Below are 16483 nucleotides of genomic sequence, written 5' to 3' on the forward strand. Positions count from 1 at the left end.
GGGGCGGCGCGGGCCCATTGGGCACCCCGCCTCCCGTCGTCCCACCCACGAGGCGACCGGCATCTGATGTACCGTGTTCCACGTGACAAGCTTCACCCTCACCGCCCTCGACGTCCACCGCTCGACCTTCTGGAGCGCTGTCCGCAGCTACTGGCTCGATGCCCTCCGACTCGACGGTCGGGCTGGTCGGTCGACCTACTGGTGGGCGCAGTTGCACGTCGTCGTGATCACCGCCGCACTGAGCACGGTCGCTGCCGTGGGGGCCCTGCACCCCGTCGGGGAGTTCGTCTCGGCACTCGTGACCCCGGTGTTCGCACTCGCCGTCCTGGTACCGCAGACCACCCTGCTCGTCCGGCGACTCCACGACACCGGACGGAGCGGCTGGTGGGCGCTGCTCGAGCTCGTCCCCCTGGTCAACCTCGTCGTCCTCGTCTGGACGCTGCTGCCGAGCAGGCCGGACGGTGCCCGCTTCGTCTCGGACACGACCCAGCGACGAGCGGCGGGGCCGTGGCGGTCGGTGGTCCGGGTCGTGGGCGCCGTCCTCGCCGGCGAGGCTGCGGTGCTCGTCGCGCTCGAACTCGCGGCTGTGAACGCGCTGACGGGCGCAACAACGCTCGCCGCACTCGGGGCGGGAGCAGACGACCCGCCGCTGGTCATCCGCGCACCCGGGGTCTTCTCCGTCACCGCCACCGATCTCGCTAACCCCACGGCAGGCTTGGTGTCGGCTCCGGAGAGTCTCGGCTGGCACCTGTCAGCCCTGGCGATCGCTGCCGCCCTCGTCCTGTGGCGCGCGGCGATCGATCGTCACGAGCGGGACGCGGCGCGCAGCAGCTGACCCAGCCCCGTGGCGCAGGTCGAACGAGTCGCCGCCGTTCCGGGGCGACGCCGCCGCAACCGCGAGACGCCGCCCCGTCCGCGAGACGCCGCCGCATCCGGCTGCGTCTCGCGGGGACGAGGGCGTGCCGCGCTGACGCCGGCGTCTCGCACCGGCAGCGCCCGGACCGGGTCAGGCCGCCGCGCCGCTGATGTTCACGAGCCAGGTGACGCCGAAGCGGTCCGTCAGCATCCCGAAGGTGTCGCCCCAGGGCGCCTTCGTCAGCGGCTCGATCACCGTCGCCCCGTCGGCCAGTCCCTCCCAGTACCCGGTGAGCAGGTCCTCGTCGTCGCCGCTGAGCGACACGGACACGTTGCTCTCGGTCGGAGTCGGCATGCTCGCCGGCGAGTCCGACGCCATCAGCAGCAGGCCCCCGGTGGTCTCGATCTGACCGTGCATGATCTTCTCGGCGTCCGCCGGGTCCTGGACCATGCCGCCCTCCGCGAAGGTCATCGTCCTCAGCTCGCCGCCGAGGACCCCGTGCCAGAAGTCGAGCGCCTGGCGCGCCTGGTCGCGGAAGCCGATGTAGGGGTTCAGGTGGACGGACACGGTCGCTCCTTCGGGTCGCGCGGACCCCGGCGTCCGCTTCGGCACGATGATCGCAGACCGCCGGGGCCGGGCGGAAGGCCCCGGTCGCGCGCCCAGCAGCCCGGTCGCGCGTGCTCAGCAGGTCGGGCCGCGCGCTGAGCAGGGCGGGGTGCGCGCAAACCGGACGACCGGCCGGTCCGCGTCCGGAAGACGACCGGTCCCGCCGGGCGCTCCCGAGCGCGTGCAGTGTGGGCGGGGTCGTCCGACCGGGCGGCGGCTCGAGCTCGCAGACCGAGCGTGGACGGCCGACGAGGACGACGGAGAGGTGCGACGGGTGCGACCGAGACTCTCCGACCTGCACGACGAACCCCGGGAGTGGCACCAGCGCGGGCTGCGCCACCCGGACGAGATCGCCTCGCTCGTGCACACGCGCCTGCTCGAGAACGTCCCGGCCGATCCCGCCTACCGCGACTTCTTCACGGCCGAGTGACCGTCGTGCCGAGCACCGCTCAGAGGTCCCGGAGCATCCGTCCGGAGACGGCGTCGTTCCAGGACGTGGTCGCACCGACCTCGACCGCGGTGTGCAGACCCGCGTGCCCGTCCTCCAGGCCGCACCGCCACCGGTCGAAGACGCTCATGCAGAGGTCCCGCGCGGGACGGTCCGGGCCGACGACCGGCGATTGCGGCGCCGGGTCGGTGGGCACCTCCGGCACCGTCGCGGGATCGGTCTCGGGCAGGGGCGTCGCTGTGGTGTCGTCGTGCATCTCACCAGTGGGACGACGCCAGGGGCCGATGTGTCACGAAGTGACCGACCGGTCCGCGCTCGGGCGCGGCGTGCGCGGGCGGTGCATGCTCGGAGGGGACCGGTCGAGCGACCGGCCCGGGTCGGACGGAAGGCGGGGATGAGCGACGGGACCTCGCTGCAGCGCGCGTCCGACGCGACGCTCGTCGCCCGCGCGGCCGACGGGGACGTCCTGGCGTTCGAGGTGCTCGCCCGACGGCACGGACCGCTGATGCGGGTCTACGCGGAGCAGGTCCTCGGCTCGAACGTCGAGTCCGACGACGTCGTGCAGGAGGCGTTCCTGACCGGTTGGCGGAAGCTCGCCGACCTCGAGGACGCCGAGCGCTTCCGACCCTGGATGATGCAGATCGTCACGCGTCGGGCCCTCGACCGGCTCCGGCGACGACGACACCACGACGACCTGGACGACCACGACGGGGCGGCCGATCCGTCGCAGGCGCCGGAGCGTACCGTCGAGACACGGATGCAGCTCGACGCGATGTGGGCTGCGCTGGACCGGATGCCGGTCGACCAGCGGCGGTGCTGGCTCCTCCGCGAGACCGCCGGCTACAGCTACCAGCAGATCGCCGAGGAACTCGAGCTCCCGGCGTCGACCGTGCGGGGTCTGCTCGCCCGGGCACGACGGTTCCTCTCCGCGGAGATGGAGGGATGGCGATGACGACCGACGACCTCCCCCTGCCCGAGGACGACCTCGACGGCCACACCATCGAGGAGCTCGCGGACTACCTCGACCGTGGCCGGACGCCCGTCGACCCGACCATCGAGGGCTCGGCGGCGTGCCGTCTCGCGATGACGAACATGCAGCGCCTCCGCGAGCTGTCCCTCGAAGCCCTCGGACAGCGTGCCGACGCCGAGCCCGACCGGGAGACCGCCTGGGTCGACCGACTGCTCGAGGCGATCCGCGCCGAGGTCCGGCCCGGCCGTGACGTCCCGGTCGCCCACCCCGACCCGCGGCTCCGCCTGGCGGTGACCGAGGCGGCCGTCCGCGGGCTCGTCCGTCGCGCCGGCGACACCATGGGCGGCGTCGTCATGGGTCGGTGCGTGCTCCGCGGCGACGTGGAGCAGCCAGGGGCGACGGTCAGCATCGACGTCACCGCGGGCCTCGTCTGCGGCGGATCGGCGCTCGACACCGCCGAGCGGCTCCGCCGGACCGTCGCCGAGGCCGTCGAGCGGCACACCGAGCTGCGCGTCGCGGCCGTCGACGTCCACTTCGACGACGTCTACCTGCCCTGAGCACGACCCGACCGACCACCAGCCGCCGACCACTGACCATTACCCGCCCGACCACCGATCAGACCAGCAGCCGAGACCACCCACGGGAGCGAGGACCACGACATGGACGACGAGGCGATCTCCCGCTCGCTGACCGACGGCATCCGCCGCGTCCCCGGCGTCACCGGCGTCTACCCGCCGCGCCCGGTCGCCGCCGTCGCCGAGACCGTCGTCGACGCGGTGACCCCTGCGCCGCTCCGCCTGCACGACCCGGACGTCCTGGTCGACGTCGACCGGCACGGCGGCCGGGTGCACGTCGTCACGGGCATCAGCGTCGACGGCGGCCGACCCGCCGCGGAGACGCTCCGCGCGGTCGGTGAGTGCGTCCGCGACCTGCTCGACAGCGACACGACCACGACGGCGGACCTGGTCAGCGTGACCGTCCGCCTCGTCGAGGACCCGGTCTCGCCCGACCACACCGCCGACGAGGGCCCTCGCCCGACCGACGCGACCCAGCCGGACCGGTGAGCGGTCGCCGCGGGCTGACCGCGGGGCGACCCCGACGGAGACGGACGGGGCACCGGACGGGAGGCGCGTGGCGGGCTGGCGACGGGCCTCCCGTCCGCCACGGGGCCGGGTCGACGGCGCGTGGCCGACGTGCGCGTGCCATGATCCGGTGTGCACATCGAGGACTTCCCGGCTCCGGACACCGCCGCTGCCCGTGCGGCCGTCTCGCTCGCCGAGCGCTACCAGTCGCCCGCGATCACCGCGCACGCGGTCCGGTCCTGGTACTGGGCGGCCGGCTTCGCGGCGCTCGACGGGCTGACCGGCGTCGACCACGAGCTGCTCTGGGTCGCGGCGCTCCTGCACGACATCGGGACCGTCACCGAGTTCGACGCCCACACGGTGTCCTACGAGCACGCCGGCGGGCACGTCGCCGTCGCCCTGACGACCGGAGCCGGGTGGACGATGGAGCGGCAGCAGCGTGTGCTGGACGTCGTCGTCCGCCACAACTGGCCGAGCGTCGACGTGGGTCTCGACCTCGAGGGGCACCTGCTCGAACGGGCGACCGGCCTCGACGTCTCGGGAGCGGGAGCCGACCTGCTCCCGGAGCCGTACCTGCGCGAGGTCCTGGCGGTGCACCCACGCGGCTCGCTCGCGGCGGAGTTCGGCGCGTGCGTGGTCGACCAGGCCGCGCGGAAGCCCGACACCGCGGCGCGACGCCTGGTCGACGGCGGTGTCGTCGAGAAGCTCGCGCGGAACCCCCTCGAGACACTCTCCTGACCGCGGCGCACGCGCGCTACCCAGCCGGACGTGGCAGCATCGGGTCATGAGCACCGCTGGGCCCGACGTCCGTCACGTCGTCGAGGCCTCCGGTGACGACCTCGACGCGGCCCGTGCGATGTTCGAGTCGGCGTACGGTGCGTCCGGGTTCCTGCCCGAACGGACCGAGCGGGACTTCGGGTACCGGTTCCGGTCCGTCGGTGACGACACCCTGTCCCTGGACTCGAAGCGGTTCGACGGTCGGATGGCCGGCGAGGTCGACGCGACGAGCCACTACTTCGTGTCGTGGGTCAGCGACGGCGGCGGCTTCCTGGACATCGACCGCGACGAGGTCGCGCTCGCGCCCGGGCGACCGGTGGTGTTCCCGAGCGAGCGCCCGTACCGCTTCGACCTCGCCGACGTCCGGCAGAACGTCGTGCAGTTCGACCGACGCACCCTCGAGCGCACCGCGGCCGAGCTGCACGGGACGGAACCGGCGCCGCTCGTGTTCGACCACGCCGCGCTCCCCCGTCGGCAGGACGTCCGAGCGTGGAACGCCGAACTGCGGGAGACCGCGCAGGTCGTGCTCGGCAGCACGCCGCTGAGCCCGCTCGCGATGGCCGAGGCCGCGCGACGGACCGCGGTCGCGATGCTCCGGACTTTCCCGCACACGACGCTCGCGCCAGCCGCGCCGGTGCCGGTCGGCGCTCGGGGGCGGGTGCAGCAGGCGATCGAGTACATGCACGCCAACGCCGACACACCGATCACCACCACGGACGTCGCCGAACACGTCGGACTGAGCGTCCGCGGACTCCAGCAGGGCTTCCAGCGCCAGGTCGGGATGTCGCCGAACGCGATGCTCCGCGGGATCCGGTTCGACCGGGTGCGGACCGAACTCCGGTACCACTCGGTCGGCGAGACCACCGTCGCCGGGGTCGCACGGCAGTGGGGCTTCGCGCACGCCGGGCGGTTCTCGTCCGCCTACGCGAAGCGGTTCGGCGAGCTGCCGAGCGAGACGCTGCGCGCGCGGCGCTGAGGAGGCCGACCGACCGCTCACCGGTGGAGCGTGTCCCTCGGGAACTCGCCGAACCGGGCGCGGTGGGCGCCCGAGAACCTGCCGACGTGCAGGTACCCCCATCGTCGGGCGACCTGAGCGACGGTCGTCGTGGCCGGATCGGCTTCGAGGAGGTCCGCTCGGACACGTTCCGTCCGGTGCTGCTGCACGTACTGCATCGGCGTGACACCGAGCACCCGCTGGAAGGCCTCCTGCGTGCTGCGGGTGCTCATCCCCGCCGCGGCCGCGATCTCCGCGACGGTCAACGGGTGCGCGGCGTTCGCGTGGACGTGGTCCACGGCAGCGCGCACGCGGGCGTTCCGTGGGTACCGCAGGGCCGGGTGCACGGTCTCGACCGGCGGCGACCAGAGCACGAGGAACGCGGCGGCGACCGACCGGGTGGCCCGGTGCCAGGCGAGTGGTGCTGCCGTGCGGTCCCCGACCGACGCGGTCGCGCCGGCCATCCCGCGGAACGTCGTCCGGGCGAGGGAGTGCGTGTGGGGTGGGCCCTGCCTGTGGGCCCTGCCTGTGGGCCCTGCCGGGATCGAACCGACGACATCCACGGTGTAAATGTCCTTATCCCTGGACGCTGCCAGACCGGTAGGCAAGTAACCGCAACCATCGCAGCTGTTCAAAGTCCGGTTCTTTGCGGTTAGTTGCCACCGCCTCCGCGTCTTCACCAACATCACACCGACACGCGGAAGCTCCACCGCACACACCAGGACTCGCGGCGTCGGCACTGTAGGCGGCGAGGGTCCGCGCGACGAGTCAGCTGCGCCGGGTGCTCGACGATACCCGACTTGACCTGGGCTTTCCTCGAACAAGGCCCCCGCGGCGTCGGGTCATGCATAGGGCGTGCATGACCAACGCAAACACCCACACCATCAAGGCCCGCAGCGCTCAGACGTTGAACGGCCAGACCGCCCCTTCTCGTCGAGGCCGCGGTTTCACCCACGAGTCGGGCCCGAACAACCCGAACATCGAGTGGTACACCCCGGCCGCCGTGTTCGACGCTCTGGGCGTCGATTTCGACCTGGACCCCTGCTCCCCCGGTTCCGCGCTCTCGAACGTTCCGGCCGTGAACTGCTTCACCATCAACGATGACGGGCTGACCTCCCCGTGGCACGGCATGTGCTGGGTAAACCCGCCTTACGACGACACGGACGCATGGCTCGAGAAGCTGGCTGCACACGGCGATGGCATCGCACTCGTCTTCGCACGCACGGACACCAAGTGGGCGCACAAGGCGATGGCTTCGGCCGACGTCGTCTGCTTCACCGCTGGCCGCATCAAGTTCATCAACGGCCGGACGGGCCGGCCACAGGGGTCGCCTGGCGCGGGGTCGATGTTCCTGGCGTGGGGAGAGCGGGCCGCGAGAGTTCTCCGCCAGGCCGACCTCGGGCTCTGCTTCTCCGTTCTGAGCTGACCACCGGGTTCCCCAGAGGCCCTCGATGCGAGTTCGCATTGAGGGCTTCTTCGCGCGCTCACATCACGTCGAGAATGCCAGCGCGCTCCAACATCAGAAGCATCTGCCCGTCGCTCGGCCCCACCCGCTCTACCGAACCCAGCGGTAACGGCGCACCGTGCAGCTGCATGACGGTGAGGTAGAGGGCCGGTTTTCCGACCCACTGCTCCGGGAGGTCGGATTCGAATCGCTCGCCCTTCGGTGCCGTGTAGATGGCCAGCTCCTCAACCGTCATCGACGCGGTGCCCTGACGGCGATGCACGCGCTCCCAGTGTTCCAGTTCGGCGTGCTGTGCTCTCTGTGCGACGGCAATCATCAGCTCGGCGCGATTCGAGGCGCCCGGGAGCAGTTGAGCCAGCGCGGCTCGCGGGTCATCGAACAGCATCCAGTCTCCGCTGATGTGGACGAGGGTGTGGGCCGACGGCTCGATGGTCACGACGGCGGCCGACGCCGTCCTGCGCGAATGTCGGCGAGGTAGTCGAGCGGTTGTTGCAGCGACCACAGCGCATCGAGCAGGCGGCCGTCTTCCGGCATTGCCCAGCCGAGGAGAGCGGTCGCCTCAGCGGGTGAGAAGATCTCGCCTGCCCGCACCACCGCGGTCCAACCAGCGCGGATGTGGACGCGGCGGACCTCGTCGGGCGCATCTCGCTTCGCAACGCGCGCGTACTCCCTAGCGCCTTCCTGCGGGGTGACGAGCTCGACTATCAACCCGACGCCGGGACCAAGCGTGAGGACCTGCGCACGAACGCGGACCTCCGCGTCGTCCTCGGGCCCACTGCGGTACTCGATGAGCATCGGCTCGCCGGTGGTCGGCGACGACGAATGCGCATCGACAGTCGAACGCAGGCGCCCCCACGAGATGGCTCGCCACGTACCGCCGCCCGCTTGCAGCACGGAGAGCGTCTCCGCCGCGAGGTGCTGCTTGGCCTCGGGGTAGCCGCTCATGCGAGGTCCACAGCTGCCGGAGTGATCGCGCGTGGCGCCCCGGTCGATCCTGATCCGTTCACGAGAGATGTATGCGCGGATTGCACGACATGCGTGCGTACGGACGGAACGACGACAGCATTCGGGCTGGTGCTGATCATCCGCACGCGGTGCGTCCGTGCGTCGAAGGTCCGAATGCGCGGCGGGGGCTGAGTTCATCACGAACGCTTCTATGCGGCGAACCGCGGCGTTGACGCGACTTTCTCGAGGGCCGGCGCGATCCGGCCGTCATCGAGCAAGCGGTGACTTGCCGGTGCTCGACGGGTGGACGGGATCGTCAAGTCACCGCAGATCGCCGGTGGCAAGCCGATCGGAAGGGGTAGAGGGCCCTTTGACTTGAAGACTTATGTATAGAGGATACAAAGAAGAAGAAGAAGAAGTAGATCGGCCCTAGATCCCCACACCTATATACCCCCTAAAAGGTCTATAGCTGTACCTCCCCGCAACGGTCATGCACGGAAGCCACGAGAGGTTTCCCCAGTTCAGACCGACTTTTCTGACACTTCCAGGGCTCATCACGGGCAAGCACTATCCGCCAGGAACGACGATCCGGGCACCCTGGGTGCATGTCAGGAGCCCCGACGACAAGGGCCATCAGCCCGGTTCCTCCCTGAGGACGGCGGCTATGACACACCGGCCTCGCCGTCGCTGGACTGGACCGAAACACAGGTCAACTCAGCCCGTCTCGGTCACTCCGACATTTTCGCCGCATAGAGGTGGGTGGACAGCAAACAGCCTGTCCGTCCACCACGAGGAAGCGAACACATGTCCCCCACCAATCAGCCCGCCGGCAACGGCGCCATGTCACTCCGAGAGCTCGCTGCGGCGGCTGACGTCACCCTCGGCACCGTTTACGCCTGGAGCGCCAAGGGCATGCTCCCCGAGTCTGCATCCAAGGTCGACGGAAAGTTCTGGATCCCTCGCGCTGACGCCGACGTGCTCATCGCAGAACGGCGTGCGGACAAGCAGCGCTTCTTCGGACAGAACACCGAACCGTTCCCGCCGGATGTCGAGACAGTCGGGCTCGAGTGGCTCGCCGCTCAGTTGAACGTGTCACTGCGCCGGGTGTGGGCCCTGAGTGCAGAGGGCGCGCTGCCTGCATCCGCGCGACGGATCGGGCGATCCATCCAGATGCCCATCGAAGACGCACGCACCTTTGCCGAGGAGCAGCGCAGCCGCCGACGACGCCCGTTCCCAAGGCGCCGACAGGCATCGCGAGCGACAGTGGGCCTGGGGTGGCTCGCTGATGAAATCGGATGCCCTCGACAGTCCCTCTACTACATCATCAACATCGTTCCGCTGCCGGACTCGACGTTCTACGTCGGGAACGAGATGCGGATGCCCCGCGAGGACGGCGAGAACTGGGTCGCCGACTTCTCCGCGTCGATCGAAGCCGACAACGCCAACGGGCGACGCCTCGGCGCCGCGCTGAACCGGTCGCAGGCCGCGTGAGGGTGGGGGTCGGCCGAGCGATGTCAGCCGACCGCCACGAGCTCGGCCTTCGTCAGATGATCTCGTCACGGTATGCGGGCTGTGCGCACGCGAGACCTTCCCAACGCACCTGGAGAGGCCAACCGCCACCCTTGGTGACGACGCCACGACACCCTCCGGGTACGAACGTCCTGCTCGTTCCCCCATGGTCCTTGCTCGCAGCGACAACGGTTCCGGCGGAAATCATCATGGTCGTTCCTCTCTTGAAGCCGGCCGGACATCGGCGGCGCCGTTCCTATGCGCGGACAGGACGGGCTTTGGGAGCGCCGCAAGTCGCGAACCGGGGTGCCATCTGATGTGACCTCCGTGGTTGTGAATGCTGACTCGCCTCGAGGGGTCACTCGAGGCATGTTGTCGATGACCTCGCTACCTCCGCACATATCGCAGGTAGCCCCGCCGGTCTCCATCCGAGACAGTCGCCGGCACGGCAGATCCGATCTCGAAGGGAATCTGATGCACAGCGCCAGCGACGAATGGTGGTCTCAAGCCCGGCAACGTACCGACATCCTCGACTTGCGGGATTGGTCCACGTGGCCGGTCGACATCACGCGCGAACTCGTCGCCCTCGAACGCGCGGGCCTGCCCGCCACGATCGAGACCCACGACACAATCCGCCTCGCCGACGGCCGCCGCGCCCGCGTCGCACCAGCCGCATCCCCCCGCCGCCAACCCGGCCTGAGTCTCGACGACGAGCCAGAACTGCTGCTCGTGCCGACACCGGCGTACGTCAACCGCCGCACCTTCGTCGAAGTAGCGCGGTCCGCACCGAACGTGCTGCTCGTTGACGGCTCCCAGGTATGGGAGGACGGCCGGCAGATCGCCGGAGAGCCTGCGTTCCAAGAGCTCCGAAGTGACCGGTACGCGGTGTTCGCCGTCGCACGCACCCTCCCTGTTGCCAGCGGCCGTATCGATCAGATCGCGGCCCACACGGGGATGAGCGTTGGACGGGTCGGTGACGCGCTCAGCGTTCTCGGCGACACCGTTCGGCACGTCGACATCGGATGGGAAGCGGTCGACATGTTCGCCCTCGCCGACTGGGCGATGACCTACAACGGGCCCGGTGGTACCGCCACCAGCTGGCACCACCCCGGTACCGTCAAAGAACAAGCGCGCCTCCTCATCGACGCCGGCGCACTCGTCTCCGGCGCCTGGGCGGCGATGACCCCGTTCCCTGGCCTTTCGTATCTCGGCCGGAAAGACGACGTCGGAACCGGACGAACACGGGTGGCGTTCACCCGCAACATGCCCGACATGGCCGCGCTGGGATTCACGCCCGCCGTCCCACCAAGGGATGGGAGGGCGCGACCGAAGTTCACCGTCGCTGTCCCCGAGGACGAGACCATCTTCGCGACGTCGAACTTCTCCGCCGGCGGCATCACCGACGACACCATCACCGTAGCCACTCTCATGCGCGGCTACCACGAAACTGACCTCGCCAACCAGCTCCGCAGCCGAATCCACTTCCGCACCGACGTCCACTACGACCTCATCCACCATCTTCCTTCGTGACAGGCCCGTACGACAGCACGCTTCAAGCATCGGAAGTGTCACCCACGACTGTGGGCGCCCCAGATTGCGCCGGCGTCTCGTGCGACAACTGCCGAACCGCGGACCCCGCGCCCGTGCCGGGACTCGTTGAGACCAACGACGGGGTGTGGCACGTCGCCTCGAGCCCGTGACGCGTCACCTCAGTCGACCAGGCCTCGGTTGGCGACCGTCGGGCGACGAAAAGGCGCCTCAGCACGACAACGAACCACTCGGAGTGACCGCGCCGACAGGCCTGACCTCGACGACACAGCAATCGGCTTCTCCTCCGCACAGATTGAACCAGCCACGACGGGAGCCCCGCGATCAAAGGAGTCCGCGGGCGCCTGGAGTCCGTCGCTGCGCCGCTACGACCTCGGCCTCTGAATGCCGAGCAGACGCGCTGCGCCCGCCGGCCAGAAGCGTTCGTATGGGGCAGCCTTGAGAGAATCAAAGCGGACCATCTATATGCGACACTCGAACCCTCGATCGAGCGGCGGTCCGCAGCCGGCCGGTCGACGACCGGCTATCGGTCACTCGTGCCTTGCCAGTGGAGGCAGCTGAAGCCTCGCTACATTCGACGCATCCGTGCGGCGAGTCGGAGTGCCTGAACGGAACGTCGGTGTTGTTCCGAGCGGTGGCGGCCGTTGGCGGGCGAGGGGTGTGGTGCCGCGATGACGGGGACGAGTCGGGCGTGCTCGTCCAAGGTGAGGTACCGCATGACTCCGTCGAGAGCGATGCTCCCGTACGTGACAATCGCTTCGACGGAGGGGAGCGCCTTGAGGAGAACGCTCAGGGCATGTCGTCCCTCGTCGATGTCCGCAGGTCGTATGCGCCCGGGGAGCTCCCACGGGATGAGGTTCCAGCGAAGGTACTCCTTGCGTGCGAGTCCGGACTCGATGCGGGCTGCGCGATACGCGGCCGCGGTCGGCCCCGGGTTGTCCTCGCTGCAGACCGCCGCGTGCGCTGCGGCGATCGTCTGGGGGCCGGGTGACTGCATGAGGACCAGCACTCGGCTGGACGTGCCGCCGGATCGTGGGTCGAAACTCGGGACGAAGCGCCGCGCACCGTCGGGTGCGGTGCGCCATGTCTCCGCGAGGGCGTTCAGCGATCGAACGTCCGCGACCTCATCCGCGAATTCGTCCGGCGTGCTCACGCCGGCTGTGGTGGTGCGAGGAGTGTGCCGCGGATGACGGAGCCGTGGAACGTGCGGACGGCGACGGTGATCCATGCGGCGACGAGGCCGGCGTAGTAGACGACCGCGAGCACGGCGACGACAGTGAGTCCGGAGTGCAGGGCCAGGCCGTTCAGGCCGGTGACGCAGGTCCCGACGGGGAACGTGAACGACCACCACGTCAGGCTGAACGGCAGGTGCTCGCGGGCGGTCCGGATGGTGATGGCAAGGGCGATGACGGTCCACAGCAGCGCGAAGCCGAGCATCGCGAACCCGTACACCAACGCCACGACCAGCAGTGCGTGGGCGGTGGAGGCGTCGACGACGGTGGGGGCGTTCGAGGCGAGGAGGTTCACTGCGGTGATCGACTGCCCGACCGGTCCGAGCACGATCCACAAAGTCGGGACCATGCCTGCGGCACCGACCTTGTGCTGCGCGAGCCGGTTCCAGATCAACGTGATCACGACCAGGGACGTGATGAGGCTGAGGCCGAAGAAGCCGTAGCAGGACCACAGGAGGGTCTCGCGTGCTTGCCCGGCGGGCGCGTACGGCAGCAGGAGTGCGCCGGTGGAGGCCGACACCATCGGCGGGACGATCGGCATCAGCCAACCGCCGAACGCGGAGTCGGGTCCGTTCTCGTGGCGGGTGAACGCCAGGTACGGCACGAGGACCGCAGTGAGCAGTCCGCCGACGGTGCCGACGGTCCAGAGGACCCAGTCGATGGTGACAGCGGCGGGGAGGCCGATCCAGTCCTTGCCGAGGAGGATCGTTCCGGCGCCGACGGTGAGGAACGCCATCGGCGGTGCCCCGTAGAAGTGCGAGATCACCGGGTGCAGGTGGTGCTTTGCCGCTGTGCTCCGGTAGCGGATCCAGTGCAGGACCGTCGCGATGGTGAGGGCGACGAGCAGGACCGCCGCGATCGCCCAGACGACCGTCGCCGCAGTCCGGAGCCCCGGGAACTGCAGCGGCAGCGACGCTGCCGCGACGGCGACGATCCCGGTGCCCATGATCGACGCGAACCAGTTCGGAGTCAGGTTCGACACGATCAGGCCCGGCCGTTCCAACTCTCGGAACAACCGCCGGTCGCGCACACCATGCTCGGACGTCGTGGGTGCGTGGGCGAGGTGAGCGGACATGCACCCATCGTGCGCGTGTGCCCCATGGTTCGGGAACGGCGAACTCGTTGGCAGGGCACAATGGCTGCTTGTGGCACTGCGGCGGCTGACGGACCGGACTCTGGACCTCGACACCCTCGAGGTCCTCGTCCGCGTCGCGGAGACCGGTTCGTTGACCCGCGCGGCCGACGTGTTGGGGGTGACACAGCAGGCGGTGTCGGCACGCTTGCGTGCCGCGGAACAGGCAATCGGTCAGCCGCTGGCGCACCGGACGGCATCAGGGACCGCGCTGACCGACGCCGGCCGAGTGGTGCTCGGTCTGGCCGTCCCGGTGCTGGAGGCATCCCGGCGGCTCGAAGCAGGCGTCGCCGCGCTTCGAGAACCCGCGGGATCCCTCGTCGTTGCAGCGTCGCAGACGATCGCCGAACTCCTGCTCCCCGGGTGGTTGCTCACCCACCGTGCTGCCGCGCCGGATGCGTCGGTGCGCTTGATCGCGGGGAACTCCGCCGACGTGACCGACCTCGTCCGTTCCGGCGCTGCCGACGTCGGATTCACGGAGACACCTGCTGCGCCACCTGACCTGTCCTCGCTGGTGGTCGACGAGGACGAACTCGTGGTCGTCGTCGCCCCGCACCACCCGTGGGCAAGCGCTTCAGGCATCACCGCGGATGACCTCGCGGAGACGCCACTGCTGCTCCGCGAGGAAGGGTCCGGCACCCGCGCCACGGTCGAAGCGTGGCTCGACCGTGCTGGGCTCCGCCTGGTCGCCCCAGCGGCCGTGCTGGAGACGACCGGCATCATCCGCGCCAACGCGCGGGCCGGCATCGCGCCGGCGGTGATGAGTCTCCGCACCGTCGACACCGACCTCGCCGACGGTGCCCTCGTCCGAGTGCCGCTACTCGGCCCGCCACTGATCCGGCCGCTGCGCGCAATCTGGACGGGCCGCCCGGGGCCCGCTGTGACGGCGTTCCTAGACACCGCCCGCAGCTCGAGCGCCGGTGGTCAGATCAGTCCGTAGGGCAGCTCCGGGTGCTGTTCGGCGATTTCGATGAGCCGGTTGTACTTCGCGACGCGTTCCCCGCGGGCGGGTGCGCCGGACTTGATCTGCCCGGTGCCGGTCCCGACAACGAGGTCCGCGATGAACGTGTCCGTGGTCTCCCCGGAACGGTGCGACACCATGCTGGCCATCCCGACGCTGGTGGCGGTGGCGATCGCGCCGAGGGTCTGGGAGACGGTGCCGATCTGGTTCGGCTTGATCAGTGCCGCGTTCGTCAGCTGCTGTTCGCCGCCGTCGCGGATCCGTTGCGGGTCGGTGACGTAGAGGTCGTCGCCGACGATCTGGATCCGGTCTCCGAGCGCTGCCTGCATGCGGCGGAACCCCTCATGGTCGTCTTCCGCGAACCCGTCTTCGACGCTCCGGATCGGATACGCGTCGACCAGGTGCCGGTAGTAGTCGACCAGCCCGTCCCGGTCGAGGCTGTCGTCAAGCATCCGATAGGAGCCGGCGCCCTGGGAGAACTCGTTCGCGGCCGGGTCGAGGGCGATCGCCACCTGATCGACGCCCGGCTCGTAGCCGGCGGCACGGATCGCGGCGACGAGCAGGTCGAGCGCTTCCTCGGGGGCGGCAATTGACGGTGCGAAGCCACCCTCGTCGCCGAGGCCGAGGCTGCCGAACCGGTCCCGCACCAGGGCCGCGAGCGCGTGGTAGACGTCCGCGCCGATGCGGACGGCGTCGGCCATCGAGTCGGCATCGACGGGGGCGATCATGAACTCCTGGAAGTCCAGGGCGTTCGCTGCGTGCGCGCCGCCGTTGAGGACGTTGAAGTGCGGGACCGGTAGGCGCGGCGTCGAGCCGGTGATCTCGGCGATCCACTGCCAGAGCGGGAGGTCCGCGGCGTGGGCGAGGGCCCGGGATGCGGCGATCGAGGTAGCGACGACGCTGTTCGCGCCGAGCCGGCGGTACCCGGTGGTGCCGTCGAGTTCGGCGAGGGCGGCGTCGATCCGCCCGATCGAAGACCATGACCGGCCAGTGAGGAGCCCTGAGATGTCGGTGTTGATCAGGTGGAGCGCCTGAGTAACGTCGCGGCCGCCGAACTTGGAACCGCCGTCGCGGAGCTCGACGGCTTCGTGGGCGCCGGTGGATGCGCCCGCGGGGGCGTCCCCGGTGACGGTGCGGCCGTCGTCGAGCTCGAGGGAGACGCGAACGGTCGGGTGGCCGCGGGAGTCGAGGATGCGGGCGCCGTGGACGGCGTCGATGGTGACGGGGTGGTCGTGGTGGGTGACGTACTCGCCCTGATGTGCTCCGTGGTGGTGGATGCCGCTGATGTAGTCGTTCATGGTGACGCTCCTTCGGTTCGGGTCATGCGTCGAGCTGGCGGGTGGTTGCGGGGAAGCCGCGGGGAGGCGGAGGGACGACCTCCTGGCGATCACTCAGCGCCAGTGCCTCCCCGCGGCAGTCTGTGGACCCGTGGGTCACGGGTGTCGGGTGTGGGCTTCCTGTGCGGTGCGGATGACGGCTTCGGCAGCAGCACGGTCGGCCCACCCGTTGGTGGTGACGTGCTTACCGTGCTCGATCTCCTTGTAGTGGGCGAAGAAGTGCTCGATCTCCGCCAGCGTGGGCTCCGGCACATCGGTGATGTCCTGCAGCTGCGCGAAGCGGTCGTCGCCAGCGGGGACGGTGAGGATCTTGTCGTCGCCGCCGTTCTCGTCGACCATGCGCAGCATCCCGACCGGCCGGACCGTGATGACGACGCCAGGGAACGTGGGACGGGGTAGGAGCACGAGGGCGTCGAGGGGGTCGCCGTCCTCGCCGAGGGTGTTGTCGATGGAGCCGTAGTCCTGGGGGAACACCATGCTGGTGAACACCGCCCGGTCGAGCCGGATCCGGCCGGTGGTGTGGTCGACTTCGTACTTGTTGCCGCTGCCGCGGGGAATCTCGATCGTGACGTCGAACAGCATCAGCGCCTCCGGTTCTGGAGCGGGTGTGTGGTCAGTGGG

At 69.9% G+C, this 16483-nt stretch carries 20 protein-coding genes; 11 read left to right on the plus strand and 9 right to left on the minus strand.

What is annotated here, in order from left to right:
• Positions 1–82 precede the first annotated feature (82 nt).
• Positions 83–835 carry a DUF805 domain-containing protein gene (locus tag QUG98_RS07425; protein WP_289469958.1) on the plus strand — a complete coding sequence of 251 codons (753 nt, stop codon included), beginning with the start codon at positions 83–85 and terminating at the stop codon, positions 833–835.
• A 171-nt stretch (positions 836–1006) separates the two neighbouring features.
• Here QUG98_RS07425 and QUG98_RS07430 read toward each other — a convergent pair whose 3' ends face one another.
• Positions 1007–1423: a VOC family protein gene (locus QUG98_RS07430; RefSeq protein ID WP_289469959.1), complete on the minus strand. Its 417-nt coding sequence runs from the start codon at positions 1421–1423 to the stop codon at positions 1007–1009.
• A gap of 313 nt (positions 1424–1736) precedes the next feature.
• Here QUG98_RS07430 and QUG98_RS07435 point away from each other — a divergent pair, with 313 nt between their 5' ends.
• The gene (locus QUG98_RS07435) at positions 1737–1892 is read left to right on the plus strand and encodes a hypothetical protein (RefSeq protein ID WP_161968432.1); all 156 of its coding nucleotides are present in this window, start codon (positions 1737–1739) and stop codon (positions 1890–1892) included.
• A 19-nt stretch (positions 1893–1911) separates the two neighbouring features.
• Here the strand turns inward: QUG98_RS07435 and QUG98_RS07440 are convergent, their stop codons facing one another.
• Complete coding sequence (locus QUG98_RS07440; RefSeq protein WP_289469960.1) at positions 1912–2166, minus strand: hypothetical protein; 255 nt, start codon at positions 2164–2166, stop codon at positions 1912–1914.
• A gap of 138 nt (positions 2167–2304) precedes the next feature.
• On the opposite strand from QUG98_RS07440, the gene QUG98_RS07445 reads away from it, so the two are divergent.
• The 5 genes from QUG98_RS07445 (at position 2305) to QUG98_RS07465 (ending at position 5715) form a co-directional block, all read left to right on the plus strand.
• Positions 2305–2862, plus strand: coding sequence for an RNA polymerase sigma factor (locus tag QUG98_RS07445; RefSeq protein WP_289469961.1), 558 nt, complete (start codon positions 2305–2307; stop codon positions 2860–2862).
• Positions 2859–3437, plus strand: coding sequence for an Asp23/Gls24 family envelope stress response protein (locus tag QUG98_RS07450; RefSeq protein WP_289469962.1), 579 nt, complete (start codon positions 2859–2861; stop codon positions 3435–3437). Before QUG98_RS07445 ends, QUG98_RS07450 begins: the two co-directional genes overlap by 4 nt.
• A gap of 102 nt (positions 3438–3539) precedes the next feature.
• Positions 3540–3944, plus strand: a complete 405-nt coding sequence (locus QUG98_RS07455) for a hypothetical protein (RefSeq protein WP_289469963.1) — start codon at positions 3540–3542, stop codon at positions 3942–3944.
• Positions 3945–4094: 150 nt separating this feature from the next.
• Complete coding sequence (locus QUG98_RS07460) at positions 4095–4700, plus strand: HD domain-containing protein (protein WP_289469964.1); 606 nt, start codon at positions 4095–4097, stop codon at positions 4698–4700.
• Between the two features lie 46 nt (positions 4701–4746).
• Complete coding sequence (locus tag QUG98_RS07465; protein WP_289469965.1) at positions 4747–5715, plus strand: helix-turn-helix transcriptional regulator; 969 nt, start codon at positions 4747–4749, stop codon at positions 5713–5715.
• Between the two features lie 17 nt (positions 5716–5732).
• On the opposite strand, the gene QUG98_RS07470 is transcribed toward QUG98_RS07465, so the two are convergent.
• The gene (locus QUG98_RS07470; RefSeq protein WP_289469966.1) at positions 5733–6197 is read right to left on the minus strand and encodes a helix-turn-helix transcriptional regulator; all 465 of its coding nucleotides are present in this window, start codon (positions 6195–6197) and stop codon (positions 5733–5735) included.
• Positions 6198–6592: 395 nt separating this feature from the next.
• Between QUG98_RS07470 and QUG98_RS07475 the strand changes: the two genes are divergently transcribed.
• Positions 6593–7159: a DNA N-6-adenine-methyltransferase gene (locus tag QUG98_RS07475; protein ID WP_289469967.1), complete on the plus strand. Its 567-nt coding sequence runs from the start codon at positions 6593–6595 to the stop codon at positions 7157–7159.
• Between the two features lie 58 nt (positions 7160–7217).
• On the opposite strand, the gene QUG98_RS07480 is transcribed toward QUG98_RS07475, so the two are convergent.
• Together QUG98_RS07480 and QUG98_RS07485 are read right to left on the minus strand one after the other, a co-directional pair.
• A complete protein-coding gene (locus QUG98_RS07480) occupies positions 7218–7634 on the minus strand; it encodes a hypothetical protein (protein ID WP_144759130.1) in 417 nt (138 codons plus the stop codon).
• The gene (locus QUG98_RS07485; protein ID WP_144759133.1) at positions 7631–8143 is read right to left on the minus strand and encodes a hypothetical protein; all 513 of its coding nucleotides are present in this window, start codon (positions 8141–8143) and stop codon (positions 7631–7633) included. The genes QUG98_RS07480 and QUG98_RS07485 overlap by 4 nt, the downstream gene beginning before the upstream one ends.
• Before the next feature lie 804 nt (positions 8144–8947).
• On the opposite strand from QUG98_RS07485, the gene QUG98_RS07490 reads away from it, so the two are divergent.
• Positions 8948–9634, plus strand: a complete 687-nt coding sequence (locus tag QUG98_RS07490; RefSeq protein ID WP_289469968.1) for a hypothetical protein — start codon at positions 8948–8950, stop codon at positions 9632–9634.
• A gap of 492 nt (positions 9635–10126) precedes the next feature.
• A complete protein-coding gene (locus tag QUG98_RS07495; protein ID WP_281264298.1) occupies positions 10127–11182 on the plus strand; it encodes a hypothetical protein in 1056 nt (351 codons plus the stop codon).
• Between the two features lie 586 nt (positions 11183–11768).
• Here QUG98_RS07495 and QUG98_RS07500 read toward each other — a convergent pair.
• Positions 11769–12353: a uracil-DNA glycosylase family protein gene (locus QUG98_RS07500; RefSeq protein ID WP_022906553.1), complete on the minus strand. Its 585-nt coding sequence runs from the start codon at positions 12351–12353 to the stop codon at positions 11769–11771.
• A complete protein-coding gene (locus tag QUG98_RS07505; RefSeq protein ID WP_281264297.1) occupies positions 12350–13507 on the minus strand; it encodes a TDT family transporter in 1158 nt (385 codons plus the stop codon). Before QUG98_RS07505 ends, QUG98_RS07500 begins: the two co-directional genes overlap by 4 nt.
• Before the next feature lie 70 nt (positions 13508–13577).
• On the opposite strand from QUG98_RS07505, the gene QUG98_RS07510 reads away from it, so the two are divergent.
• On the plus strand, positions 13578–14504 hold the full coding sequence (locus QUG98_RS07510) for a LysR family transcriptional regulator (protein WP_281264296.1): 927 nt from the start codon (positions 13578–13580) through the stop codon (positions 14502–14504).
• Here QUG98_RS07510 and eno read toward each other — a convergent pair.
• Positions 14489–15823, minus strand: coding sequence for a phosphopyruvate hydratase (gene eno / locus QUG98_RS07515; RefSeq protein ID WP_022906550.1), 1335 nt, complete (start codon positions 15821–15823; stop codon positions 14489–14491). The two genes, QUG98_RS07510 and eno, sit on opposite strands and share 16 nt — an antisense overlap.
• Positions 15824–15958: 135 nt before the next feature.
• Positions 15959–16444 (minus strand): inorganic diphosphatase, encoded by a 486-nt coding sequence (locus QUG98_RS07520; RefSeq protein ID WP_144759151.1) that lies wholly within the window; start codon positions 16442–16444, stop codon positions 15959–15961.
• Positions 16445–16483 lie beyond the last annotated feature (39 nt).

Origin of the sequence: Curtobacterium subtropicum (assembly GCF_030362975.1) — a bacterium.
In the GTDB taxonomy this organism is placed as follows: domain Bacteria; phylum Actinomycetota; class Actinomycetes; order Actinomycetales; family Microbacteriaceae; genus Curtobacterium; species Curtobacterium subtropicum.

What these genes read in the sequence shown, in the direction of transcription:
- QUG98_RS07440 (WP_289469960.1), bottom strand. Translation starts at nt 2,166, where the DNA reads ATGCACGACGACACCACAGCGACGCCCCTGCCCGAGACCGATCCCGCG.
- QUG98_RS07445 (WP_289469961.1), top strand. Translation starts at nt 2,305, where the DNA reads ATGAGCGACGGGACCTCGCTGCAGCGCGCGTCCGACGCGACGCTCGTC.
- QUG98_RS07450 (WP_289469962.1), top strand. Translation starts at nt 2,859, where the DNA reads ATGACGACCGACGACCTCCCCCTGCCCGAGGACGACCTCGACGGCCAC.
- QUG98_RS07455 (WP_289469963.1), top strand. Translation starts at nt 3,540, where the DNA reads ATGGACGACGAGGCGATCTCCCGCTCGCTGACCGACGGCATCCGCCGC.
- QUG98_RS07465 (WP_289469965.1), top strand. Translation starts at nt 4,747, where the DNA reads ATGAGCACCGCTGGGCCCGACGTCCGTCACGTCGTCGAGGCCTCCGGT.
- QUG98_RS07470 (WP_289469966.1), bottom strand. Translation starts at nt 6,197, where the DNA reads ATGGCCGGCGCGACCGCGTCGGTCGGGGACCGCACGGCAGCACCACTC.
- QUG98_RS07475 (WP_289469967.1), top strand. Translation starts at nt 6,593, where the DNA reads ATGACCAACGCAAACACCCACACCATCAAGGCCCGCAGCGCTCAGACG.
- QUG98_RS07485 (WP_144759133.1), bottom strand. Translation starts at nt 8,143, where the DNA reads ATGAGCGGCTACCCCGAGGCCAAGCAGCACCTCGCGGCGGAGACGCTC.
- QUG98_RS07490 (WP_289469968.1), top strand. Translation starts at nt 8,948, where the DNA reads ATGTCCCCCACCAATCAGCCCGCCGGCAACGGCGCCATGTCACTCCGA.
- QUG98_RS07495 (WP_281264298.1), top strand. Translation starts at nt 10,127, where the DNA reads ATGCACAGCGCCAGCGACGAATGGTGGTCTCAAGCCCGGCAACGTACC.
- QUG98_RS07505 (WP_281264297.1), bottom strand. Translation starts at nt 13,507, where the DNA reads ATGTCCGCTCACCTCGCCCACGCACCCACGACGTCCGAGCATGGTGTG.
- eno (WP_022906550.1), bottom strand. Translation starts at nt 15,823, where the DNA reads ATGAACGACTACATCAGCGGCATCCACCACCACGGAGCACATCAGGGC.
- QUG98_RS07520 (WP_144759151.1), bottom strand. Translation starts at nt 16,444, where the DNA reads ATGCTGTTCGACGTCACGATCGAGATTCCCCGCGGCAGCGGCAACAAG.